Annotated in this window: 21 protein-coding genes; 3 read left to right on the forward strand and 18 right to left on the reverse strand. The window is 53.5% G+C overall.

The features are described from left to right. Positions 1–26: 26 nt before the first annotated feature. The 14 genes from der to trmJ form a co-directional block, all read right to left on the reverse strand. Positions 27–1,511 carry a ribosome biogenesis GTPase Der gene (gene der / locus ABSH60_RS04440; RefSeq protein WP_122097413.1) on the reverse strand — a complete coding sequence of 495 codons (1,485 nt, stop codon included), beginning with the start codon at positions 1,509–1,511 and terminating at the stop codon, positions 27–29. 209 nt (positions 1,512–1,720) lie between these two features. Further along, positions 1,721–2,902: an outer membrane protein assembly factor BamB gene (bamB, locus tag ABSH60_RS04445; protein ID WP_056781269.1), complete on the reverse strand. Its 1,182-nt coding sequence runs from the start codon at positions 2,900–2,902 to the stop codon at positions 1,721–1,723. Positions 2,903–2,913: 11 nt separating this feature from the next. Continuing rightward, positions 2,914–3,534: a YfgM family protein gene (locus ABSH60_RS04450; RefSeq protein WP_056781272.1), complete on the reverse strand. Its 621-nt coding sequence runs from the start codon at positions 3,532–3,534 to the stop codon at positions 2,914–2,916. A gap of 13 nt (positions 3,535–3,547) precedes the next feature. Next, positions 3,548–4,822: a histidine--tRNA ligase gene (gene hisS / locus ABSH60_RS04455; RefSeq protein WP_390972879.1), complete on the reverse strand. Its 1,275-nt coding sequence runs from the start codon at positions 4,820–4,822 to the stop codon at positions 3,548–3,550. 132 nt (positions 4,823–4,954) lie between these two features. After that, the gene (gene ispG, locus ABSH60_RS04460; protein ID WP_056781278.1) at positions 4,955–6,076 is read right to left on the reverse strand and encodes a flavodoxin-dependent (E)-4-hydroxy-3-methylbut-2-enyl-diphosphate synthase; all 1,122 of its coding nucleotides are present in this window, start codon (positions 6,074–6,076) and stop codon (positions 4,955–4,957) included. Positions 6,077–6,118: 42 nt separating this feature from the next. Then, a complete protein-coding gene (rodZ, locus tag ABSH60_RS04465) occupies positions 6,119–7,117 on the reverse strand; it encodes a cytoskeleton protein RodZ (protein ID WP_390972881.1) in 999 nt (332 codons plus the stop codon). Next, entirely contained in the window at positions 7,107–7,868 is a 762-nt protein-coding gene (gene pilW, locus ABSH60_RS04470) for a type IV pilus biogenesis/stability protein PilW (protein WP_390972883.1), read from the reverse strand. The genes rodZ and pilW overlap by 11 nt, the downstream gene beginning before the upstream one ends. Before the next feature lie 94 nt (positions 7,869–7,962). Next, a complete protein-coding gene (locus ABSH60_RS04475; protein WP_056781288.1) occupies positions 7,963–9,162 on the reverse strand; it encodes a bifunctional tRNA (adenosine(37)-C2)-methyltransferase TrmG/ribosomal RNA large subunit methyltransferase RlmN in 1,200 nt (399 codons plus the stop codon). A 237-nt stretch (positions 9,163–9,399) separates the two neighbouring features. Beyond that, positions 9,400–9,825 carry a nucleoside-diphosphate kinase gene (ndk, locus tag ABSH60_RS04480; protein ID WP_056781291.1) on the reverse strand — a complete coding sequence of 142 codons (426 nt, stop codon included), beginning with the start codon at positions 9,823–9,825 and terminating at the stop codon, positions 9,400–9,402. A gap of 223 nt (positions 9,826–10,048) precedes the next feature. Further along, entirely contained in the window at positions 10,049–10,912 is an 864-nt protein-coding gene (gene sseB / locus ABSH60_RS04485; protein WP_056781294.1) for an enhanced serine sensitivity protein SseB, read from the reverse strand. 77 nt (positions 10,913–10,989) lie between these two features. Next, positions 10,990–12,300 (reverse strand): aminopeptidase PepB, encoded by a 1,311-nt coding sequence (gene pepB, locus ABSH60_RS04490; protein ID WP_056781298.1) that lies wholly within the window; start codon positions 12,298–12,300, stop codon positions 10,990–10,992. Between the two features lie 67 nt (positions 12,301–12,367). After that, positions 12,368–13,537, reverse strand: coding sequence for an IscS subfamily cysteine desulfurase (locus tag ABSH60_RS04495; RefSeq protein ID WP_390972886.1), 1,170 nt, complete (start codon positions 13,535–13,537; stop codon positions 12,368–12,370). 207 nt (positions 13,538–13,744) lie between these two features. Continuing rightward, complete coding sequence (gene iscR, locus ABSH60_RS04500; protein ID WP_056781306.1) at positions 13,745–14,239, reverse strand: Fe-S cluster assembly transcriptional regulator IscR; 495 nt, start codon at positions 14,237–14,239, stop codon at positions 13,745–13,747. A 204-nt stretch (positions 14,240–14,443) separates the two neighbouring features. Further along, positions 14,444–15,181, reverse strand: coding sequence for a tRNA (cytosine(32)/uridine(32)-2'-O)-methyltransferase TrmJ (gene trmJ / locus ABSH60_RS04505; RefSeq protein ID WP_056781309.1), 738 nt, complete (start codon positions 15,179–15,181; stop codon positions 14,444–14,446). A 127-nt stretch (positions 15,182–15,308) separates the two neighbouring features. Between trmJ and suhB the strand changes: the two genes are divergently transcribed. Next, positions 15,309–16,112 (forward strand): inositol-1-monophosphatase, encoded by an 804-nt coding sequence (gene suhB / locus ABSH60_RS04510; protein ID WP_056781311.1) that lies wholly within the window; start codon positions 15,309–15,311, stop codon positions 16,110–16,112. 66 nt (positions 16,113–16,178) lie between these two features. Here suhB and ABSH60_RS04515 read toward each other — a convergent pair whose 3' ends face one another. After that, entirely contained in the window at positions 16,179–17,198 is a 1,020-nt protein-coding gene (locus ABSH60_RS04515; RefSeq protein WP_390972889.1) for a nickel/cobalt transporter, read from the reverse strand. Beyond that, the gene (locus ABSH60_RS04520) at positions 17,189–17,740 is read right to left on the reverse strand and encodes a DUF1007 family protein (RefSeq protein WP_390975682.1); all 552 of its coding nucleotides are present in this window, start codon (positions 17,738–17,740) and stop codon (positions 17,189–17,191) included. Before ABSH60_RS04520 ends, ABSH60_RS04515 begins: the two co-directional genes overlap by 10 nt. A gap of 301 nt (positions 17,741–18,041) precedes the next feature. Here ABSH60_RS04520 and csiE point away from each other — a divergent pair, with 301 nt between their 5' ends. Continuing rightward, the gene (gene csiE / locus ABSH60_RS04525; protein ID WP_056781317.1) at positions 18,042–19,337 is read left to right on the forward strand and encodes a stationary phase inducible protein CsiE; all 1,296 of its coding nucleotides are present in this window, start codon (positions 18,042–18,044) and stop codon (positions 19,335–19,337) included. Here the strand turns inward: csiE and ABSH60_RS04530 are convergent. Together ABSH60_RS04530 and glyA are read right to left on the reverse strand one after the other, a co-directional pair. Further along, positions 19,334–20,488 carry a 3-phenylpropionate MFS transporter gene (locus ABSH60_RS04530; protein ID WP_056781322.1) on the reverse strand — a complete coding sequence of 385 codons (1,155 nt, stop codon included), beginning with the start codon at positions 20,486–20,488 and terminating at the stop codon, positions 19,334–19,336. The genes csiE and ABSH60_RS04530 overlap by 4 nt on opposite strands. Before the next feature lie 163 nt (positions 20,489–20,651). Then, positions 20,652–21,905, reverse strand: coding sequence for a serine hydroxymethyltransferase (glyA, locus tag ABSH60_RS04535; RefSeq protein WP_056781325.1), 1,254 nt, complete (start codon positions 21,903–21,905; stop codon positions 20,652–20,654). A 278-nt stretch (positions 21,906–22,183) separates the two neighbouring features. Here glyA and hmpA point away from each other — a divergent pair, with 278 nt between their 5' ends. Further along, on the forward strand, positions 22,184–23,425 hold the full coding sequence (hmpA, locus tag ABSH60_RS04540; RefSeq protein ID WP_390972892.1) for an NO-inducible flavohemoprotein: 1,242 nt from the start codon (positions 22,184–22,186) through the stop codon (positions 23,423–23,425). Positions 23,426–23,478: the final 53 nt, after the last annotated feature.

Genomic DNA, 23,478 nt, shown 5'->3' on the forward strand with positions numbered 1-23,478 from the left:
GGTACATTTTCATGCACCCCATCAGTTTAGGATTTGTTTTTCAGATGCTGCAGAAGGCGTCGACGTTTACGCTGCTGGTGTGGTGACAGCGTGTTTTTCTTGCCTTCATACGGGTTCTCACCCTCTTTAAACTGGATGCGGATAGGCGTTCCCATCACTTTCAATGAACGGCGGAAATAGTTCATCAGATAGCGTTTGTAGGAGTCAGCCAGATCTTTCACCTGGTTACCGTGGATAACCACGATCGGCGGGTTATACCCCCCGGCGTGAGCATATTTCAACTTCACACGACGGCCATTAACCAGCGGTGGCTGATGATCGTCCGCCGCCATCTGCATGATACGGGTCAGCATGGAAGTGCTCACTCGCGTGGTCGCGCAGGTGTAGGCTTCGATCACTGACTCAAACAGATTGCCCACGCCGCTGCCGTGCAGGGCCGAGATGAAGTGGATTCGGGCGAAGTCGACAAAGCCAAGGCGCAGATCCAGCTGGTCTTTCACCTGTGCACGCGCATCTTCACTCATGCCATCCCATTTGTTCACCACAATCAGCAGTGAGCGCCCACTATTGAGGATGAACCCCAGCAGTGAAAGGTCCTGATCGGAAATGCCGTCGCGGGCATCAATCACCAGCATCACGACGTTCGCGTCTTCAATCGCTTTCAGGGTTTTGATGACGGAGAATTTCTCAACGGTTTCAGTAACTTTACCGCGCTTACGCACGCCGGCAGTATCGATCAGAACGTATTCACGCTCGTCACGCACCATCGGAATATAAATACTGTCACGGGTGGTCCCCGGCATGTCGTAAACCACGACACGCTCTTCCCCCAGAATACGGTTAGTCAGTGTGGACTTACCTACGTTAGGACGCCCGACAATAGCCAATTTGATTGGCAGGGACTGCGGATCAAAGTCGTCTTCTTCGTCTTCCGGGATTTCATCACCGGTCGCTTCTTGTTCTGCCCAGTAAGCGGCGTTAGCCTCTTCTTCCGTCAGTTCGACTTCTTCCGGCTTTTCACCGACAAACGGGATCAGCACGTGTTCAATCAGCTGCGCAACACCACGGCCATGAGAAGCCGCGATCGGGTAGACTTCGCCTAAACCCAGTGAGTAGAAATCGCCGACGGCGCTGTCCGGGTCAATACCGTCGGTTTTGTTCGCGACCAGGAAAGTGGATTTTTCACGGCTGCGAAGATGTTGGGCAATGCCCTGATCGGCAGGCATCAGGCCCGCGCGCGCATCGACCATGAAAAGCACGATGTCCGCTTCTTCGATTGCCAGCAATGACTGGCCAGCCATGCGGGTTTCAACGCCATCTTCGGTACCGTCGATACCGCCGGTATCCACGATGATGAATTCATTACCCTCAATCTCAGCACGACCATACTTGCGGTCACGCGTTAGCCCCGGGAAATCCGCAACCAGCGCGTCGCGCGTCTTGGTCAAACGGTTAAATAAAGTGGATTTACCCACATTCGGGCGCCCAACAAGCGCAACGACAGGTATCATTTTGAAGCCTCAGTGTTTTTATTTATAGCTAAACGCAAATAGTCTGCAGCCCTTCACTTCTGGACAAACAGCTATAATTCAATTTGTTACAGCGCAATTAGATCGAAAAATTGCACGGTTTTCAGAATACGAAACGGCCCCTGAGCAATTCAGGAGCCGTTTTTAAGCCCGCGATCAAACGATCTCAGGGCCAGACGCCGGGCGCGATATTAGCGGGTGAAGGAGTAAACTTCGCCACCTTTCGCCTGCACGACCAGCTTGTCACTTGCCACAATCGGCGCACTCAGGAAGCCATCGCTGTCGACTTTCTGCTGAGCAACGAAACGACCATCTGTGGTATTGATCCAGTGCAGGTAACCTTCGGAATCACCCACCACGATATACCCATTATACAGCACTGGCGCGGTGAGATTACGGTGCAACAGATCACTTTGACGCCACAGGCTAACGCCGCCTTGCGTATCAAGCGCCATTACACGGTCATCCTGATCGACCATGTAGATACGGCCGCTGTCGACGATGATGTCATTGACGGAACCCACATCACGTTTCCACATGACCTGACCTGAACGCAGATCCATAGCCACCAGATTACCGTTGTAAGCCAGCGCATAAACGACGCCATCAACGATAACCGGCGTAGTATCCACGTCACTCAGACGATCGATTTCAGTCGTCCCGGTGGTTTGTGAAATACGTTGCTGCCAGATCAACTGACCTTCTTTCATCAGCACTGCGCTGACACGGCCGTTATCACCGCCGACAATCGCTGCGCCAAACGCCACTGCCGGGGCTGACTCGCCGCGCAGGGACAGGGTTGGCATATCGAGGTTAGCAGTCCACTGCACGGTACCGTCAGATTCGCTCAGCCCCTGCAACATCCCGTTTCCGGTATGTACCAGCACTAAGCCATCGCTGACCACAGGCCGGGACAGTGCTTCGCCCGCCACTTTGGTCTGCCATGCCACTGTACCGTCTTCGGTATTCAGCGCATAAACAACCGCTTTTTCACTGCCGACATACACATGGCCGCCAGAAACAGTCAGACCGCCGGACAGTTGTGCTGAACGGTTGCTGGAGAAGAAACCTGTTTTTTCAGACAGGTTGACACTCCACTTTTCTTTACCGCTGTCAGCATCCAGTGCTTTCACGATGCCAAAACGATCGGCTGCGTAAATGGTGCTGTCCTGCCAGGCCGGACGCAGGTGGGAGTAGAAATCGCCTACGCCGTCGCCTACGGATTTGCTCCAGACCTGAGTCGGAGTAAATTGATTTTCAACTTTTGGCAGCGGGGACATTTTGACAACATCTTCTTCGCTGTTAAACAATGAACAGCCACTCAGCAGGGCAACAGAAACCCATCCTACCAAGAGTGTTTTACGCAATTGCATCGGGGTTCCCCTTAGCTGGCTAAGTTGTTCAATTTCATACGCAGCATCGTTTGCAGCGTTTGAGAGGGTTTAGATTCCAGACCTTTGCTGAAGGCTTCACGAGCCCCTTTCGCATCGCCTTTTGCGAGCAGAACATCACCGCGGATGCCTTGCTGCATTGCTGTCCAGCCTTCACCCTTCACGCCATCTAACGTTTTGAGTGCATCATCAAATTTGCCTTGCTGCATCTGGACACGTGCCAGACGTAAGTTCACCAGCGAGCGTAAATTGTCTTCTTTGGCCTGACTTTGCCCCTGAAGAAGCTGCTTCTCAGCATTCGCGAAATCTTTGATTTCGACAAAGTGATCGGCCAGTTGCAGAGCGGCAAACACACCGTAGTTATTGTCATTGCTCTGACCAAACTTTTCCAGCTCAGCCACGCCTTGCGGATTTTTGCTGGTCAGCGCCTGATTCGCTTTCTGGAAAGACGCAGAAGCTTCCGTCAAAGCGGAATCCTGATGGCTCTGCCAGACACGCCAGCCGCCCAGGGCGACAATACCCAGAACAACGCCGATGGCCAGCGCTTTACCGTTCTCGGCAAAGAAGCGACGTACAGCATCAACCTGTTCATTCTCAGTGGTATAGACTTCCACAGTGTCCTTCTCCTTAACCCAACATCGAGGCCAGACGCACAGCAACATCACTCTGCGTCAGCGTTTCTTGCGTTCCAGTCTGCAGGTTTTTGATCACAACCTGCTGGTTAGCGACTTCATCTTCGCCTAATACCAGGGCAACTCGCGCACCCCATTTATCTGCACGGGCGAATTGCTTCTTAAAGTTTCCGCCACCGTAGTTAGTCATCACTTTCAGCTCCGGCAGCGCATCACGCAGTGTCTCAGCCAGTTTAATGGCTGCACCTTGCGTTCCTGCTCCCGAAGAAATGACGTAAGCATCTACCGTCGCAGGGGCTTTGAAGTCCGGGTTTACGGCCTGAACCAGTAACACCAGACGCTCCAGACCCATCGCAAAACCGACAGCAGGGGTTGCTCGCCCGCCTAATTGTTCAACCAGCCCGTCGTAACGGCCACCGGCACAAACAGTACCTTGTGCGCCAAGGCTGCTGGTTACCCATTCGAACACGGTGCGGTTGTAATAATCCAGACCGCGCACAAGTCGCTGATTAACCGTATATGGGATACCAGACTGCTCTAAAAGTTCACACAGACCTGCAAAGTGTTCTCTTGATTCTTCATCAAGATAGTCACCCAGTTGCGGAGCATCATTCAATAATGCCTGGATATCCGGATTTTTGGAGTCCAGAACGCGCAGCGGGTTGCTGTACATGCGACGTTTGCAGTCTTCATCCAGCTTGTCTTTATGCTGCTCCAGGAAAGCCACCAGCGCATCGCGATAGCTGGCGCGGGCTTCCAGTGAACCGATTGAGTTCAGTTCAAGCGTCACGTGTTCAGAAATGCCCAGCGCACGCCACCAGCGCGCACTCAGCAGGATCAGCTCCGCGTCGATGTCCGGGCCCTGCAGGCCAAAGACTTCCACACCTAACTGATTAAACTGACGATAGCGGCCTTTTTGCGGGCGCTCGTAGCGGAACATCGGGCCGATGTACCACAGACGTTGTTCCTGATTGTACAGCAGACCATGTTCGATACCGGCGCGCACACAGCCCGCCGTACCTTCAGGGCGCAGCGTCAGGCTTTCACCGTTGCGATCCTCAAAGGTATACATTTCTTTTTCCACGACATCGGTCACTTCGCCGATCGCGCGTTTAAACAATGGGGTCTGCTCTACAATCGGCATACGGATTTCGCTGTAGCCGTAACCACTGAGTACCTGTTTCAAAGTACCTTCGATACGCTGCCACAGCGCAGTGTCTTCCGGCAGGTAGTCGTTCATGCCGCGAATGGCCTGGATATTCTTTGCCACGTCAGTTCTCTATCGTTTTATAAAAAATGAACCCGATTATAGGGGGTTTGTGTCCTGCGGTTCAACGCACAACGCCGTCACCCCTGTCGGGTTCAATATAATGCAGATGTACTCTGACACCCGCAACCGATGTTACTTTTCAAGATGATTGATAACGATACGTTTACTCTCATCCATAATCGCCGCTTTAGCACGGATCTTCGCTTCTAACTGGTCGATCATCTGTTCGTTGTCAAAACGATCTCTCTGACGTACGCCGTCTTCATAGAAGCCACTTTTATTATGGCCTCCGGTGACGCCGATCGTGGACACCAGCGCTTCGCCCGGTCCATTCACCACACAACCAATGATGGAAACATCCATCGGGGTGATCAGATCTTCCAGACGCTGCTCTAACGCGTTAACCGTGCCGATGACATCAAATTCCTGACGCGAGCAGGTCGGACAGGCAATAAAGTTGATGCCACGCGAGCGAATGCGAAGTGACTTCAGAATATCAAAGCCTACCTTCACTTCTTCGACAGGGTCGGCAGCCAGCGAGATGCGCAGCGTATCGCCAATGCCTTCGGACAGCAAAAGACCGAGGCCGATGGCCGATTTCACGGAACCGGCGCGTAAACCGCCCGCTTCAGTGATGCCAAGATGCAAAGGCTGATCGATACGCTTCGCCAGCAGACGATAAGACTCAACGGCAAGAAACACGTCTGAGGCTTTAACGCTCACTTTGAACTGATCAAAGTTGAGGCGATCGAGAATATCAACATGGCGCATCGCCGATTCCAGCAGCGCTTCCGGCGTAGGTTCGCCGAATTTTTCCTGGATATCTTTCTCCAGAGAGCCGCCATTCACGCCGATACGAATAGGAATATTGTAATGACGGGCGCAATCCACCACCGAGCGAATGCGGGATTCATTACCAATGTTACCTGGATTAATACGCAGGCAATCAACGCCGTATTCGGCTACTTTGAGCGCGATACGGTAATCAAAATGGATGTCAGCGACCAGCGGGACATTAACCTGCTGCTTGATGAGCTTGAACGCCTCAGCGGCATCCATGGTAGGCACGGAAACGCGAACAATATCGACACCGACACGTTCCAGCGATTTGATCTGCGCGACCGTCGCCGCGACATCTGTGGTGCGGGTGTTGGTCATCGATTGCACAGCAATCGGTGCTCCGTCACCTACAGGCACCTTGCCGACATAAATCCGGGTTGATTTGCGACGGGTAATGGGTGCTTGGTTATGCATTACTTCACTCTCCATCGTTGCAATCGTCCGACAAGCTGCCGATTACTCGGCAGCGATAGTCAGGCGCGCAACACGGCTTGATTTTACGAAACGACTTAAATCAACCGGCTTGCCCTGGAATTGAATATCCACTGCACCCGGTGCACCGATTTTCAGCTTATAAGGTGCAGTTCCCTTCACGCTCAGGGTTTCGCCGCCTTTTTTGATGCCGCTGAACAGGGTCTTACCTGACGCGTCATCGATCTGTAACCAGCAGTCAGCTTTGAATGTCAAAGCGACAGCTTGTGGATCCGCACCTGCCGCAGCAGTTTGTGCATCACCGGTTGGCAGACCATTCTCAGCCGTGGCTGGCTGGCTGGTGGATACTGCAGCAGGTGATTGTGCTGCAGGCGTTCCGGCGGTAGCCGGTGCGCTGTTATCCGTTGGCGTTGACGTGGTGTTCAACGGAATTGAGTTCTGTGCCTGTGGTGCCCCGGCCGCTGCGTCAGGCGCAGAAGAGGAGTCTTCTGTCGTCGGTGCAGAATTGGCGTTGTCACCACCGCCCAGAGGAATAGTTTGCCCCTGGCCGTTATCCTGATTCAGTTGAGCCGTTGACTGATCGGCCATTGTCGCGATTTCTTCCTGCTGCGCCTGATGGTTTTGCCACCACCATGCACCGGTCAGGCCAATCACAACAAACACGATCAACCAGGTAAAGCCCATCAGCCAGCCATCGCGTTTTTTACGAGACTTGCCGAGAGAAAAACCCTGCATTGAAGCGACTTTCGGCACTTTGATGGGGGCTTGCTTACCGATCAGATCTAACAGTTCTTCTTCCGGGATATGAACCAGTTTGGCGTAAGAACGAAGATAGCCACGCAGGAAAGTCGGAGCGAGATCGCCCGGCGTCGTTTCTTCTTCGATTTGGCGAATCGTTGAGACTTTCAGACACAGGCGTTCTGCAACGGCCTGATGGCTTAGCCCTAACTCTTCACGTGCCTGACACAGGCGTTGGCCTGCGGTCAGTTTAACTTTATTTTCTTGGGAGGCTTCAGTATTCATTAGCTAAGAACTGCTGGTACTGTTGGGATTGTGGATAACTACGCGCAAGCTGCTTACCGTAGCGTTGAACGCTGTCCGGATTGCCCGCTAACGCAGCGAATCGAATTTGTAACATAATGCTGTCAGCCGTGGCTGGCAGAACATGCTGGTATACATCCAGTAGAAGTTTTGCCTGAGCGCGATTCCCTTCTCCAAATTCTTTGGTTGCCTCTGTCAGCAAGGGTGCGCCTTTATCGGGATCGATTTTTAATGCCCGGCTCAGTAACACTCGCGCTTCCTCATTCTGATTTGCCTTCAGAAAACAGTAGCCTGCATTTTCGAGACTGTCAGCAACCTGACCGTAATCAGGCGCATTAGCTGCGGCGCTAAACTGCTGTTGTGCCGGTACATACTGCCCTAAACTACACAAAAACGCACCGTAATTATTAAACACGGTCCCATTTTGCGGCGCCAGCTTCAGCGCTTGCTGGTAGCGACTTTGCGCAGCTTTTTGATCGCCGGTTTTTTGCTCGTAAAGCGCCATGCCCAGCTGAGTGCGATAATCGTCAGGCGCGCTGTCCGCGGCTTTCTGCAAATTCTGTTTCGCCGCGTCCATATTTCCCTGGGAAAGATACGCCATTCCCAGTTCAAGACGCGTCTGTGAGGCACCGGTAGCTGACTGCGTCTCCTTCGGAGAGCTTGAGCACCCGGCGAGCAAAGAAGCGGCTAAACCCACCGCCATCAGCACCTTCACACTGCCTTGCATTGTCATGCTTAATTCCCTTTATTCCGCCACCGACAATAAACAAACGGGCTGTGAAATGGTATCTGCACAGCCCGAACGCACCTACACACAATTCTGACGACTAAACGGCTTTAACGGAAATCTGCTGCTCAGCTGCCATTTTTTTCTTCAACGTACGCTTGGTACGGTCGATCACATCACCGGCAAGCTGACCACAAGCGGCATCAATATCGTCGCCGCGGGTTTTACGCACGATGACGGTAAAACCGTATTCCATCAGCACTTTAGAGAAGCGATCAATCCGGCTGTTTGAGCTGCGGCCATACGGCGCGCCAGGGAACGGGTTCCACGGAATGAGGTTGATTTTGCACGGCGTATTTTTCAAACGCTCAGCCAGCTCATGCGCATGCTCAGTACCGTCGTTAATGTGGTCAAGCATCACGTATTCGATAGTTACACGGCCCTGGTTAGCATTGGATTTGCTGATGTAGCGTTCAACAGCGGCCAGGAACGTATCGATGTTGTACTTGCGGTTAATTGGCACGATCTCGTCGCGGATAGTGTCATTTGGCGCATGCAGGGAGATGGCCAGCGCAACGTCAATCATGTCGCCCAGCTTATCCAGCGCAGGAACCACACCGGACGTAGACAAGGTCACGCGGCGTTTAGACAGACCAAAACCGAAGTCATCCAGCATGATTTCCATGGCCGGCACCACGTTATTCAGATTCAGCAAGGGTTCGCCCATCCCCATCATCACTACGTTGGTGATAGGACGGGTACCGGTAACTTTCGCAGCACCGATGATTTTAGCCGCACGCCACACCTGACCGATGATTTCGGACACACGCAGGTTACGGTTGAAACCCTGCTGAGCGGTAGAACAGAAGGTACATTCCAGCGCGCAGCCAACCTGAGAGGAAACGCAGAGCGTCGCACGATCGCCATCCGGGATATACACAGTTTCGACCAGCTGGCCGCCTACCTGAATCGCCCATTTGATGGTGCCATCGGTAGAACGTTGTTCGGAAGCGACTTCCGGCGCACGGATTTCAGCCACACGCGCCAGTTTGTCACGCAGCGGTTTGTTGATATCGGTCATTTGCTCGAAATCATCGCTGCAATAGTGATACATCCACTTCATGACCTGATCAGCACGGAACGGTTTCTCGCCCATGTTGATAAAGAACTCACGCATTTGTTTGCGGTTGAGGTCAAGAAGGTTAATTTTTGCGGCAGCAGGAGCAACAGTTTTCACTTCCTCTGCAGAGATTGGGAAGGTTTCAGACACGTTTTGCTCGGGAGTTGTAGATTCTAACATAATGAAATATGGCCTCGTTGTTACACGTTATGGCGCCAGGGAAGTGCAGAGCCTGACCTTTTGCTGCCTGTCAGCGGCATTCAGGTGGCCTGCAATAAATTGCGCCCCGAAGAGGCTGGCTCATTCGGGGCGCAACATTGTACAAATTTTAGGGCAGAGTTGCCATGTTTGGAAGGTGACCAGGGCAAATTCTTGTGAATATGCGGCGCATCTTCCAATCAGGCTTCGCCCAAAATCTTAACGCGGGCAGATTTCGCTTTCGTCGAAGAAGTAAGCGATTTCGCGTTGTGCAGATTCTACAGCATCAGAACCGTGAACAGCGTTAGCGGTGAAGCTGTCCGCAAAGTCTGCACGCAGAGTACCGGCCAGTGCATTTTCCGGGTTAGTTGCACCCATGATGTCACGGTTACGCTGAACTGCGTTTTCGCCTTCCAGAACCTGAACCATGATCGGGCCAGAGGTCATGAACTCAACCAGACCGTCGAAGAACGGACGACCTTTGTGCTCAGCGTAAAAGCCTTCAGCCTGCTCTTTGGTCAGTTTCAGCATTTTAGAAGCAATGATGGTGAAACCTGCACGTTCGAAACGTGCGTAGATTGCGCCGATGTCATTGTTTGCAACGGAGTTTGGCTTGATGATGGAGAAAGTACGTTGGATAGTCATGAAAAACCTCTGGCTGACTTTTATAGGTAGGGCCGGTTAATTTAATGTTATACCTGCCGTAAAATGGCGGTGATTATAGGGAGCGAAGTTAAAATTGCCTACCCGAATCACAACATTTAATTAAAAAAATGCGGCATTGATTCACGATCAAGCACAAACACCCCATTTCCCTTAAACAAAGCAGGGGCAATAAAGGGTTTTGCGCCCCGTTTACCTTATCGTTTTATGCCTGCCCGGACGACGGGATGATGTTACGCAACCAGCTTCCCCATTTGCGCTGATAGAAAGGCTGGGTGTGGCTGATCAGATAATGGCTGATCCCGCGCTCTTTTTCGCAAACGATACAGAAATCAACCGGACGGTCATCGGGAGACGTTTCGGCAGCCACATTGCCGGCTTCACGGATCAGCGCATCGATTTCCTGTTCATCACCGTCAGCTTCTACACCGATCAGCAGGTTAGGTTGATCATCCACGGTTTTGTCATGGATAAGGGCCATAAACGCCCGGCGCACCGGTTTTTTCTGAGTAAACAGCGTGGTCAGCGCGTCGATCATCGCCGAGGGATACTCCTCCGGCTGGCCAATCAGCAGCTGGCTTTCTTTATCCAGCACCAGTTCTGAAGGCGCATTCAACCCGCCGTTGCTCAGCAGCAGCGTCACTTCGCTTGGGTAGAATTCTTTGCCGTATTCAGACTTCGGATTCAGAAATAATTCTTCCCCTTGTGTCATTTCAAACAACACGCGGGCAGGCAGCGCGACAAAAGCCTGCTCATCAGGGCTTTCGCCGGCACTGGCTTTTTCCAGAACGTCTACAGAGGAAAAGAAAGGAATGATTGAGCTGCCGTCCTGCTTTTCCCAGTGCAAAATATTCAGTTCACTGCCAGCGGTGATCGCCACACTGCCCTGCTTTTCAGCGTCATCCTGCCCTGCGTCACCCAGCACAAAAACCGTGGATTCCAGCAGCGTTTGATAGAACGCCGGGCGCCAGGCAGCCGCGGTGACAGACAGGCGGAGCAGGCGCTCGAGCTCGTTTTCACCGTCTGTTGCCGCTGCGCCGGCAGGGAGATGATCGTGTGGGACACTCATGATTCTTGACTCCGGTAATGGTATGAAACGGGGCGCCGTTAAGCGCCCCGTTGTGCTTCTTGCCATGCTGTCTTTATTTATTTGGCTTTTGCTAACAATAAGTTGGCAACGGTCCGCACACCCAGGCCGGTCGCGCCCGCAGACCACTGATCCGCCGCGCTTTTACGGTAAGTGGCGGAGCAGTCGATGTGCAGCCAGCCTTTCTTATATTCAGTGACGAAATGAGACAGGAAAGCTGCCGCCGTGCTTGCACCCGCGGTATGAGAAGGGCCCGCGATATTATTCAGTTCAGCAAAATTGGACGGCAAATGTGCGCGATGGAACTCTTCCAGCGGCAAACGCCAGAACGGTTCGTGTTCGGCTTTCGCGCTTTCCAGCAGTTCGGCAGCCAGCGCATCGTCAAAGCTGAACAGCGCATGATAATCATTGCCCAGCGCCGTTTTCGCAGCGCCGGTAAGCGTTGCCGCATCAATCAGCAGTTCAGGATTCTGAGCAGATGCGTCGATAAGCCCATCCGCCAGAACCAGACGGCCTTCGGCATCGGTGTTCATGACTTCAACGGTTTTGCCGTTGCGGTAGCGAATAATGTCGCCCAGTTTCAATGCGTTGCCGCTAACCATGTTGTCGGCGCAGCACAGGTACAGTTTCACACGTTTGTTCAGGCCATTGGCCGCGGCCAGTGCCAGAGCGCCGGTCAAGGTGGCTGCGCCGCCCATATCGGCTTTCATCGAGTCCATGGAAGCGCTTGGCTTGAGGCTGTAGCCGCCGGTGTCAAAGGTGATACCTTTGCCGACCAGACAGGCGTAAACCGGTGCTTCAGCATCGCCGCTCGGGTTGTAATCAAGTGCCAGCAATACCGGTGGACGATCAGAACCCCGGCCAACAATGTGCAGCCCCTGATAATTCTGCTGACGCAGATCGTCACCTTTGGTAATGCGGTAGCTGACTTTATCGTTGCCGAATTCGCACATCAGATCCACAGCGCGGGTCGCCAGTTGCTCAGGTGACAACTCTTCCGCCGGAGTATTGATGGTGTTACGTACCCAGTCGATGATTTTCAGGCGTTGTTTCAGTGTTGTGGCGTCATCTTCTGATAATTCAGCCCACTCAACGTTGCGCGCGCCTTTCGGGCCGCGGAAGCCTTGCCAGAACGCCCAGCTGTTTTCGAGATCCCAGCCTTCACCGGCCAGCTTAACGTTTTTAACGCCCTGACCATCGATACGGCGCGCTGCACGTGAGATTGCCGTCAGCGCGTCGCCGCCATTCAAATGAATGGTCATGCCCGCTGAATCGGTACTCAAAGTGGCTTTTTCGCCCCAGCGTGCATCGGCAGGCTGAGTGGAAAGGAAAACGTGCATGGCTTCATTGGTCGTTACTTCGGAACTCATAACAGCACTCCTGATTGTTTTTATCTTCAATGATGACAGGTAAATCGCCCTTTCACGGGGAGGCACTTCATTTCGTATAAACCGGGGGTAACTCACGCAGGAGGGTGACTGATTTCACCACCAGCGCGATGGCATAATCGATTTCTTCTTCGGTTGTCCAGCGTCCCAGCGAGAAGCGGATCGAACCGTGTGCCAGTTCTTCACTCAATCCTATGGCACGTAAAACGTAGGAAGGTTCAAGGCTTGCAGAGGTACAGGCTGAGCCAGATGAAACGGCAAGATCTTTCAGTGCCATGATCAGAGATTCACCTTCCACGTTGGCAAAACTGACGTTCAGGATATTGGGTGCCGCGTGCTGCCCTGAACCATTGAGGTGCACCTGCTCCAGTTTCTGAATACCTTTCCACAACCGGTCGCGAAGTACAGTCAGACGCGCCACTTCAGCGGGCATTTCTTCTTTGGCGATGCGATAGGCTTCGCCCATGCCGACAATCTGATGCACCGGTAACGTCCCGGAACGCATACCGCGTTCGTGACCGCCACCGTGGATTTGGGCTTCGATGCGGACTTTCGGTTTACGGCGTACATACAGCGCACCAATGCCTTTTGGCCCATAGATTTTATGCGCTGAAAACGACATCAGATCCACCGGCAACTCGCTGAGATCGATGGAGATTTTACCCACGCTCTGCGTCGCATCCACGTGAAACACAATACCCCGACTGCGGCACAGTTCGCCGATGGTCGCAATATCCTGAATCACACCGATTTCGTTGTTCACCTGCATCACCGACACCAGAATCGTATCCGGGCGCAGCGCGGCTTCAATGGCAGCGGCGGTGATAATACCGTCGCTGCGCGGTGCAAGAAAGGTGACCTCAAACCCTTCACTTTCCAGCTGAAGGCAGGTATCGAGCACGGCTTTGTGTTCAGTCTGGCTGGTAATGATGTGTTTGCCTTTTTCTCGCTGTGCGTGAGCCGCGCCTTTGATCGCAAGATTGTCTGATTCTGTCGCGCCTGACGTGAAGACAATCTCACGCGGGTCGGCGTTAATCAGCTCGGCAATCTGGTTACGCGCCACATCTACCGCCTCTTCCGCCTGCCAGCCAAAGCGGTGCGAGCGGGAAGCCGGATTGCCGAAAGTACCGTCCAGTGTCAGACACTGCATCATTTTCCCGGCCACGCGCGGATCGACCGGCGTCGTGGCTGAGTAATCGAGATAAATAGGTAATTTCATGGCAGGCAAGCTCCGGACTGCGCGTTCGACAGCAAACGAAAGAATTAAAAAACGACAACCAGTTTAAAACGGCTTCACGGATTCTTAAAAGGGAAATGACGTTTTGCGGGCACTTATCGGTAAGAATTGGCTTTTGAAAAGCAAAAGCCCGCGGGAATATGCATTTCCGCGGGCTTTTTAAAGCGGTTATCAATGTGGATTAAGCGATCAGGCTCTTAAATTGACATTGATGGTTTCCATCTGGCGGCCGTTAGGCTGACGACGAACTTCACCGTTCTGACGGTCGGCCACTTCCAGGATTTCCTGATTGTTGACCAGTTCAGCCAGCGTAATGTTGTTGAGGAAGCCGCTGATGCGCTCGCTCAGATCACGCCATAAGGTGTGCGTCAGGCAGCGTTCGCCATTCTGGCACCCTTCTTTACCCTGACAACGGGTAGCGTCAACCGATTCGTCGACGGCAGTAATCACTGCGCCCACGGCGATATCAGCTGAATCTTTACCTAACAGATAACCACCGCCGGGACCACGAACACTGGCAACCAGACCGTTTTTACGCAAACGTGAGAACAGCTGTTCCAGATACGAAAGAGAGATGCCCTGGCGCTCAGAAATGTCAGCCAGTGGTACCGGTCCTTCCTGTGAATGCAGCGCTACGTCAAGCATAGCGGTCACGGCATAACGGCCTTTGGATGTCAGTCTCATAGCATGATTACCTGTGTTGAAGAACTTAAAAAGTACAATGGGTCGCAATATGCAAACGAGTCTGCCATTCCCGAGTAAAACAGTCAACTATTTAACCTAGTAATTTACTCAAGTATTATAGAGCGGTCAGAGCGGAGGATAAGAGAAGGGATTAACAGGCTGATAAATAAACATAAAGTCGTCTTTATTATCAGCCTGAAGGGCTTATTCTTTGTCGTTCTTAGTCTTTTCAATCGACGTCAGGATGCCGCGCAGGATGTTTAATTCCTGAGATTCAGGGCGCGCACGGGTGAATAATCGACGTAATTTACTCATCACCTGCCCCGGATGTGCCTGGCGAATAAAGCCAGTTTCCAGCAGCGTATGTTCCAGATGCTGATAGAAACGTTCGAGGTCATCTACCAGCGGATACGGTGACTCTTCGTATTCCACCTGCGGTTTGGCAGCTTCCAGCAAGGCGAGGTGCGCGACGCGAACTTCATAGGCAATAATCTGCACGGCCATGGCCAGATTCAGCGAGCTGTATTCCGGATTCGCCGGGATGCAGACATGGTAATTACACTTTTGCAGTTCTTCGTTGGTCAGCCCCACGCGCTCACGGCCAAACACCAGTGCGACCGGTGCGGTTTGTGCCGCAGCCGCGCTGTGCTCGCCGCATTCACGCGGATCCAGCATCGGCCACGGCAGCGTACGCGAACGCGCACTGGTGCCGATCACCAGGCTGCAACCCGCCAGGGCTTCGTCCAGCGTATCAACGATCCTGGCGTTACCGATCACGTCACTGGCACCGGCAGACAACGAGATGGCCTGAGAGTCAGGTTTCACCAGCGGATTCACCAGATAAAGGCTGGATAATCCCATGGTTTTCATGGCACGGGCGGTAGAGCCCATATTGCCGGTGTGGGAGGTTTCAACTAATACAATACGGATATTGGGCAGCATACAAACTCTGAGCGTGGCGGAAAATCACAACAGCCTATCACAACGGTAGTTAATTTTCAGAACCCCTGCTATACTGCGCGCCGTTTCCCGTATTCCCGTTCTTTAACATCCTAGTTGGAAGATATCCATGCATCCGATGCTCACCATCGCCGTGCGCGCTGCGCGCAAGGCCGGTAACCTGATTGCCAAACATTACGAAACGCCAGATTCTGTAGAAGCGACTCAAAAAGGTACCAATGATTTTGTTACCAATGTAGACCGCGAAGCAGAACACATGATTATCGACGTCATTCGCAAATCCTATCCAAAACACACCATCATCAGTGAAGAGTGTGGCGAGCTGGAAGGCGAAGACAAAGATGTACAATGGATTATCGACCCGCTGGATGGCACCACCAACTTCGTTAAACGCTTCCCACATTTCGCTGTTTCTATCGCCGTGCGCATCAAAGGCCGCACTGAAGTTGCGGTAGTTTACGATCCAATGCGTAACGAACTGTTCACCGCGACCCGTGGTCAGGGCGCACAGCTGAACGGTTACCGTCTGCGCGGCACTAACGCGAAAGATCTCGACGGCACCATTCTGGCGACCGGCTTCCCGTTCAAAGCAAAACAACACGCAAACAGCTACATCAATGTGATTGGCAAACTGTTCACTGAGTGCGCAGATTTCCGTCGCACCGGTTCTGCTGCGCTGGATCTGGCGTATGTGGCCGCTGGCCGCGTTGACGGTTTCTTTGAAATTGCCCTGAAGCCTTGGGATTTCGCCGGTGGCGAACTGCTGGTGCGTGAATCAGGCGGCGTGGTCACTGACTTCGTTGGTGGTCACAACCATTACTCTTCTGGCAACATCGTTGCCGGTAACCCGCGCGTTGTTAAAGGTATTCTCAATACCATGCGTGAAGAACTGAGCGAAGCGCTGAAGCGTTAATTCCGCTGCCGGTCAGTTAAAAAAAACGGACGTCCCATCGGGCGTCCGTTTTTTTATGCCTGCCGTTTACCCCCTGAAGGGACCACCGGTTATCGGGGAGACATCACCGCCACCGGTGCTGTAGAGCAACATGCCCGCCACCAGCAGCACAATCCCGCCGGTCAGCGCCAGCAGCGACCAGGTGATCCGCTGCCAGGCCGCAGGCGTCCGGGTGGCGCTCAGTTTTACGGCCAGCGCACGGCTGTAAAACACCAGCACGCCGATAAGCGATACGGTCAGGGACGTTCCGACAGCCATGGTGATCGCCGAGATCACGCCCCAGCTGTAAACACCGATAACTTTCGCGAACAGCAACACCATGATCGCGCCGGAACAGGGCCGCAGTCCCATCGCCAGTACAATGGCCACCTGCGTGCGTAAATCTCCGCCCGCCTGAAGCTGCTGATCGCTGGGGACATGCTGATGTCCGCAACCGCAATGCTCATCATGAATGTGCGTTTCGTTTCCCAGCGGCGAAAGACGGCGGATGTGCATTGCCGGTGCCGGGCGCAAACTTTTGATCGTCTGCCACACGCGTTTTAGCGCGCGCCAGCAGAGCAAAAGCCCCAGCAGCATCACCAGAATAAAGCTCCCCCGCTCCATCCAGAAACTGCTCTGATGCAGCTGACGCGAAGAGAGTTGCAGCACGCCAAGCACTACGCTGACCAGCAAAATTGCCACCAGCCCCTGCACGATCGCCGACGCAAAAGTCAGTTTCAGGCTGCTTTTAAGCCGTGAGGAGTGCGTCGCCAGGTAAGTGGTGATGACGATTTTCCCGTGCCCCGGTCCGATGGCGTGGATCACCCCGTAAACAAGGCTGAAGCCTGCCAGCGTCATGCCCGACTGCATCGGATTTTCTTTCACCTGACGCAGCAGACCGGCCAGTTCCTGATGCAGTTCCCGCTGCCAGATAATGCTGCTCAGCAAAATGCGCGGCCAGTAGTGCATCAGCAGCACACCGCCGCCCGCCAGCAAAATGAGGAAAATGGCCAGCGGCCAGAGATCACGCCATAAGAGAGTTTTCGACGGCGTTGAGATTAATGACATTCCAGCGTGACCTTTTGTGCAAATTGCTGCCCGAGATCCATATCTTCCGGCGGGGCATCGGCCTTATCGAGAGACAGCGCGTAGTTTTGCAGTGAAGCATCCGGTTTCGGCGTAAACAGCGCCAGCGTGCAGCGCTTTTCAAGCGACGGAGGCAGATGCAGCGCAGCGTTGTCTTTATAGGTCATATCGACAAAGTACGAGGGATCGAACGTTGAAAACTCCATGGGTTTGCCCTCCAGCAGTTGCGGTTTTGCCAGCGGCAGAACGAATTCCAACACCGCCTGATCGCCCTTGCGGGAAAGCTGATATTCGCTGGGTAAATCCAGATATTTCACCGGTTTTCCTTCACGGTAGAAATTGGTGAAGTAGTGCTGGCTGAGCACCCGCGCCATCACTTCGGCGGCGAGTTTCTTCCAGATATCGGAACCCGGTTTGGCGTTCTGCGCGTCATACAGCAAATCTGCTGAGGTGATTTCATCCATCGTCCAGACCATTTTCAGCCCGGTCAGCGAGGTTTCATTCGCCACCAGCGTCGTCTGCATATCGATAAAACTGTGCGGGTGCGCCAGCACCGTTGCGGGCAGGCAGAACAGCGCAGTGCCCAGCCATTTGGCATAACGGGAGAAAGGCCGGTTCCGGGCCTGGTGTAACGTCATTTCCATATCAGGCGCCATTATATTGTTACTAAGTAACAGTATTTTGCTGTGCATTTAGGCGGTCGTCAAAAATATCTGTGATCTGAGTTGTAAGCCGGAGTAAAACCCGCCAGCCATGCCCTGCCGCGGGCAGGCGGTTTGCTATGCTTGACTAATAATTTCATGTGGCACCATTACAGAAGGTGATATGACTCTGGAAACACAACCCACTCCTGCGCTTTCCGCTTCGCAACGTCGCTGCCACGTGTTGCTGATGCTGTACGCGCCGCTGACGGCTGTGCAACTGGAAATCATCAGTGAAATCAACCGTGTTGACCTGCGCACCACCTGGGACGATCTGGCAGAAGTGACCTGCGAAATTCAGCGGATCCATCATCTGGATGTCATGCAATACAGTGAAAAAGAGTGCCGCATTGAAGGCGATACGCTTGCCCAGCGCTTATGTTTGTTTCACGGTTTGCGCCGCACATTACGTATTTCCCCCGATTTCGTGCCCCGCTATTTTCTTCCCTGGTTACACATTGCTTTCGAAAGTCAGCCCTGCCCGAAGGCGGCGCTGAGGACTGACATTCTGGGAATGATGATTGAAGACTGCTCCTCGCTGCTGCCAAAAGGGCTGAGCGAGCACGACGGCAAGCTGATGCGCATCTGCCTTCAATATTGTTTATGGCAGAACGGCGCATGGAAAAACGCCCCCTCCTCCGGGCTGCGTTTCACCGAACAACAGCGTCGCTGGTTGCGTGAGAAAGCCGAATACACGGCAGCGCGCGAGCTGTTTATGCAGCTGCAAACGCTGAGTAACGGTCTGCTGGATGACGGTGAGTGCGAATTTTTCACGCTAATGTTGCGGATGTTGAAAACCCACAGTTATCAGAGCTCAGGCTCTACCGAAGATCAGCGTTTACTGCTGCACATCGAAAGTCTGGTGGGACGTTTTCAGGAAGTCGCCGGAATGAAATTCAGCAGCTACGAAGGGCTGGTCGGTCAGCTGTTCGCGCATCTCGGGCCGGCGATCGAACGCTGTCATTTCGGCATTGGTATCGACAATTTAATGCAGGAAGAAGTGAACCGCATGTATCCGCGCCTGGTGCGGACAACGCGCGAAGCGCTGGAAGGCTTTGAGCACGAATATCTGATCCAGCTTTCCGAAGATGAAATCGGGCTGGTGGCAATCACGTTCGGCGCATGGCTGATGCAGGGAAATGCCTTGCAGGAAAAACAAATTCTGCTGCTGACCCACGACAATCCGCAGCTGGAAGAAGCGGTCGAGCAGCAAATCCGTGAAGCAACGCTGCTGCCGCTGAACATCAAATATCAGACGCTGACGGATTTCTACAAATTTGGTGCGCCGAGCGGCGTGGCGATGATTGTCACCCCCTACGCCACCCGCAGCACCGATGCCGATCCGCTGGTGATCCACACCCAACTGCCACTGGCGAAAGAGCAGCGAAAACGTATCCGCTCGCTGCTCGAGGCGCCTTAGCGCGTTGCCGGTGCTGACGGCGCGACCTGCGGACGCAGGAAAATCGCCGGTACCGCCAGCAGTGCCATCACCCAGAACAGGCCCGCGTGGAGATGTTCGAACAGGAAGCCGGACACCATGGTCATCACCGCCACGCCGCCCCCCATCGCCAGTGCGGAATACACCGATTGCAGGCGAATGACCTGATCACGCGGACGCGCCGCGATAAAGCGCATGCCCGCCAGATGACACACCGTGAAGGTGCCGCAGTGCAAGATCTGAACCACGATAAGCCACGGCAGCGCGGTGAACGCCCCCATCATTGCCCAGCGCACCACGCCACAGACGGCGGAAAGCAGCAGTAAATCACGCGCCGACCAGCGGCTGAACAGCTGTTTGCTGAAGGTGAAGACCAGCACTTCCGCCACCACACCCAGCGACCAGAGATAACCAATGGTCGTGGAAGAATACCCGACATCCTGCCAGTAAATGGCGCTGAAACCGTAGTACGCCGCATGTGCACCCTGCAACAGCGTGACGCACAGCAGGAAGCGCCACACCGGCTTTTCGCCCAGCAACGCTTTCCAGGAGATGGTCGGTGCACCGCTTTGACGCGGTTCGCCCACCGGTTTCACACTCGGACGCAGCAACATTCCCAGCAGCATGGCCGCCACACCTGCGGTCAGTGTGTAGAGGATCGCGTTATGCCCGTACACTTCAACCAGCTTGCCGGTCAGCGCTGAACCAATCACAAACGCAATGGAACCCCAGACGCGTACCTTGCCGTAATCCATATTGATCTGACGTTGCAGTGTGCCCGCCATCGCATCGGTCAGCGGTACCAGCGGGCCAAAGAACAGACTGAAACCGGCGATGTTGATCATCAGCCACGCCCAGCCATTGCCAAACCAGAAGCCAACCGCGAAGGCCAGCGTAAGCAGCGCCAGAATGCGCAGCCCGGTGACCAGATGAGAGGGATCTTTAATTGATGGGGAGATGATCAGCGTGCCAAGGAATCGCGCCACTAACCCGGCGCCGAGCAGCAGGCCAATATTTTCGGATGAAATGCCCTCGCCCTTGAGCCACAACCCCCAGAAGGGAAGAAAAATACCGTAACTGAAAAAATAGGTGAAATAACTGAGTGCCAGCCAGCGTGTGGAACGCAATTCCATAGATCCTCCGGTGTGAGGCCAATACTTTGACAGAGCTCACAATCGCTAGCAATCCGCAAACCTCTTCATCACAAAAGAATGTCTGCCAGCTCACAAATTCTGATTCATAGGTATAAAAAAACCCGCCGGAGCGGGTTTTAGCAGCTTTACGGCTTCACGAATATTACGCGTAAACCGGGAAGCGTGCGCAGATATCAAGGACTTTGTTTTTCACGCGTTCGATAGTGGCTTCGTCGTTCACGTTGTCCAGCACGTCACAGATCCAGCCAGCCAGTTCACGCGCTTCAGCTTCTTTAAAGCCGCGACGGGTAATAGCCGGAGTACCGATACGCACGCCAGAAGTCACAAACGGGCTCTTCGGATCGTTAGGTACGCTGTTTTTGTTCACGGTGATGTTAGCGCGACCCAGTGCAGCATCGGCTTCTTTACCGGTCAGGTTTTTCTCAACCAGATCCATCAGGAACAGGTGATTGTGCGTGCCGCCGGACACCACTTTATAGCCGCGTTCCAGAACCACAGCCACCATCGCCTGGGCATTTTTAGCCACTTGCTGCTGGTAAACTTTAAACTCAGGTTCCATCGCTTCTTTCAGTGCGACCGCTTTACCGGCAATCACGTGCATCAGCGGGCCGCCCTGGCCACCAGGGAATACCGCGGAGTTCAGTTTTTTGTAGAACTCTTCGTCGCCGCCTTTCGCCAGAATCAGACCGCCGCGTGGGCCAGCCAGCGTTTTGTGCGTGGTGGTGGTGACGATGTGCGCGTGTGGAACCGGGTTAGGGTAAACGCCCGCCGCAATCAGACCGGCAACGTGTGCCATATCAACGAAGAAGTATGCGCCCACGCTGTCTGCGATTTCACGCATTTTTGCCCAGTCAACGATACCGGAGAAAGCTGAGAAGCCGCCGATGATCATTTTTGGTTTGTGCAGTTCGGCCTGACGTTTTACGTCGTCATAGTCGATGTCGCCGCTTTCGTCGATGCCGTAAGGCACCACGTTGTACAGTTTGCCGGACAGGTTAACCGGTGAACCGTGAGTCAGGTGACCACCATGGCCGAGGTTCATCCCCAGAATGGTGTCGCCTGGTTGCAGCAGTGCGGTATACACCGCGAAGTTTGCCTGTGAGCCGGAATGTGGCTGAACGTTGGCGAAATCTGCACCGAACAATTCTTTTGCACGGTCGATAGCCAGTTGTTCAACGATGTCGACGTACTCACAACCACCGTAATAACGTTTGCCCGGGTAGCCTTCGGCATATTTGTTGGTCAGTTGCGAACCCTGAGCCTGCATGACACGCGGGCTGGTGTAGTTTTCTGACGCAATCAGCTCGATATGTTCTTCCTGACGAACAACTTCTTTTTCCATTGCTGCCCACAGCTCAGCATCATAATCGGCAATGTTCATTTCACGCTTTAACATCCGCATCTCCTGACTCAACAAACTAAAAATAAACGCCCCTCGGGGTTCTGCGCCACAGTGTAAATGTTTAAGCGGCCTTCGGATAGGGTCAGTTTAAGGTTTTTAGGCAAACGATTGGCTCCAGATACAGCAAGGCTTTGATCTAAGAACCCCTGCCCGGAATCAAGGGATAAATATTCATCTGAACATGTCTATATTTCAGCTTTGTGACCTGGGCACCTGACGTAAAGCCCTTACCCCTTTAGTGGGTGTTTACAAAAATTGTGGGTTTATATAAGATGCATTTAAAATGCATGTTTAATGAAATCGACGAAGACACGGAGTTCACTATGCTTGATTCAGCCACTATCGCGACCGTTAAATCCACTATTCCATTACTGGCGGCAACCGGCCCGAAACTGACCGCACACTTCTACGACCGCATGTTCGAACACAATCCCGAACTCAAAGACATCTTCAATATGAGCAACCAGCGCAACGGCGATCAGCGTCAGGCGCTGTTTGATGCCATCTGCGCTTACGCAGCCAATATCGAGAATCTGGCGGCGCTGCTGCCCGCGGTGGAACGCATCGCGCAAAAACACACCAGTTTCACCATTCAGCCTGAGCAATACAACATTGTCGGCGCACACCTGCTGGCAACGCTGGATGAAATGTTCAGTCCGGGTCAGGAAGTGCTGGATGCCTGGGGCAAAGCCTATGGCGTACTGGCGAACGTGTTTATCAACCGTGAAGCGGAGATTTATCAGGACAGCGCAGAAAAAACCGGTGGCTGGCGTGGCACGCGTGAATTCCGCATCGCCGAAAAACAGCCGCAGAGCGAACTGATCACGTCCTTCCTGCTCGAACCTGTCGATGGCAAACCGGTCGCTGACTTTCAGCCGGGGCAGTATCTGGCGGTGTATATCCGCGACGCGTCACTGGAAAATCAGGAAATCCGTCAGTATTCCCTGACGCAGGCACCGAACGGCAAAACCTACCGGATTGCGGTGAAACGCGAAGGGGAAGGCGCCGTGTCTAACTTCCTGCATAATTTTGCGCTGCCGGGCGACATCATCCATCTGGCGGCCCCGCACGGCGATTTCTTTATGGATATCAGCGATACCACGCCGGTTGCGCTGATTTCTGCCGGTGTCGGTCAGACGCCGATGTTAGGCATGCTCAACACGCTGGCAGCGCGCGGACATCACGCGCCGGTGCAGTGGCTGCACGCGGCTGAAAACGGTGCGGTACATGCGTTTGCCTCAGAGGTAAAAGGCGCACAGAAAAACCTGCCGCAGCTGGAAAGCCATGTCTGGTATAACCAGCCACAGGCGAATGATTTACCGGGTGAGGATTATCAGTATGAAGGGCTGATGAATCTGAGCAGCGTCAGTACACAGCTGAGCGCTCCGGCGATGCATTTCTACCTGTGCGGCCCGGTCGGTTTTATGCAGTTTGCGGCGAAACAGCTGCTGGCGATGAACATCCGTGAAGCCAACATTCATTACGAATGCTTCGGCCCGCATAAAGTGATTTAAAGCAGACAGACCAGAAATGCAAAAAGGCTGATGAGATATCAGCCTTTTCGTTT

This window comes from Rahnella sp. R3(2024), from assembly GCF_042920125.1.
Classification (GTDB): Bacteria; Pseudomonadota; Gammaproteobacteria; order Enterobacterales; family Enterobacteriaceae; genus Rahnella; species Rahnella rivi.

Bases quoted from the DNA above. Each gene is read 5' to 3' on its own strand.
- der (WP_122097413.1), bottom strand. From the start codon at position 1,511: ATGATACCTGTCGTTGCGCTTGTTGGGCGCCCGAATGTGGGTAAATCC.
- bamB (WP_056781269.1), bottom strand. From the start codon at position 2,902: ATGCAATTGCGTAAAACACTCTTGGTAGGATGGGTTTCTGTTGCCCTG.
- ispG (WP_056781278.1), bottom strand. From the start codon at position 6,076: ATGCATAACCAAGCACCCATTACCCGTCGCAAATCAACCCGGATTTAT.
- rodZ (WP_390972881.1), bottom strand. From the start codon at position 7,117: ATGAATACTGAAGCCTCCCAAGAAAATAAAGTTAAACTGACCGCAGGC.
- pilW (WP_390972883.1), bottom strand. From the start codon at position 7,868: ATGACAATGCAAGGCAGTGTGAAGGTGCTGATGGCGGTGGGTTTAGCC.
- ABSH60_RS04475 (WP_056781288.1), bottom strand. From the start codon at position 9,162: ATGTTAGAATCTACAACTCCCGAGCAAAACGTGTCTGAAACCTTCCCA.
- ndk (WP_056781291.1), bottom strand. From the start codon at position 9,825: ATGACTATCCAACGTACTTTCTCCATCATCAAGCCAAACTCCGTTGCA.
- sseB (WP_056781294.1), bottom strand. From the start codon at position 10,912: ATGAGTGTCCCACACGATCATCTCCCTGCCGGCGCAGCGGCAACAGAC.
- pepB (WP_056781298.1), bottom strand. From the start codon at position 12,300: ATGAGTTCCGAAGTAACGACCAATGAAGCCATGCACGTTTTCCTTTCC.
- ABSH60_RS04495 (WP_390972886.1), bottom strand. From the start codon at position 13,537: ATGAAATTACCTATTTATCTCGATTACTCAGCCACGACGCCGGTCGAT.
- iscR (WP_056781306.1), bottom strand. From the start codon at position 14,239: ATGAGACTGACATCCAAAGGCCGTTATGCCGTGACCGCTATGCTTGAC.
- trmJ (WP_056781309.1), bottom strand. From the start codon at position 15,181: ATGCTGCCCAATATCCGTATTGTATTAGTTGAAACCTCCCACACCGGC.
- suhB (WP_056781311.1), top strand. From the start codon at position 15,309: ATGCATCCGATGCTCACCATCGCCGTGCGCGCTGCGCGCAAGGCCGGT.
- ABSH60_RS04515 (WP_390972889.1), bottom strand. From the start codon at position 17,198: ATGTCATTAATCTCAACGCCGTCGAAAACTCTCTTATGGCGTGATCTC.
- ABSH60_RS04520 (WP_390975682.1), bottom strand. From the start codon at position 17,740: ATGCAGACGACGCTGGTGGCGAATGAAACCTCGCTGACCGGGCTGAAA.
- csiE (WP_056781317.1), top strand. From the start codon at position 18,042: ATGACTCTGGAAACACAACCCACTCCTGCGCTTTCCGCTTCGCAACGT.
- ABSH60_RS04530 (WP_056781322.1), bottom strand. From the start codon at position 20,488: ATGGAATTGCGTTCCACACGCTGGCTGGCACTCAGTTATTTCACCTAT.
- glyA (WP_056781325.1), bottom strand. From the start codon at position 21,905: ATGTTAAAGCGTGAAATGAACATTGCCGATTATGATGCTGAGCTGTGG.
- hmpA (WP_390972892.1), top strand. From the start codon at position 22,184: ATGCATTTAAAATGCATGTTTAATGAAATCGACGAAGACACGGAGTTC.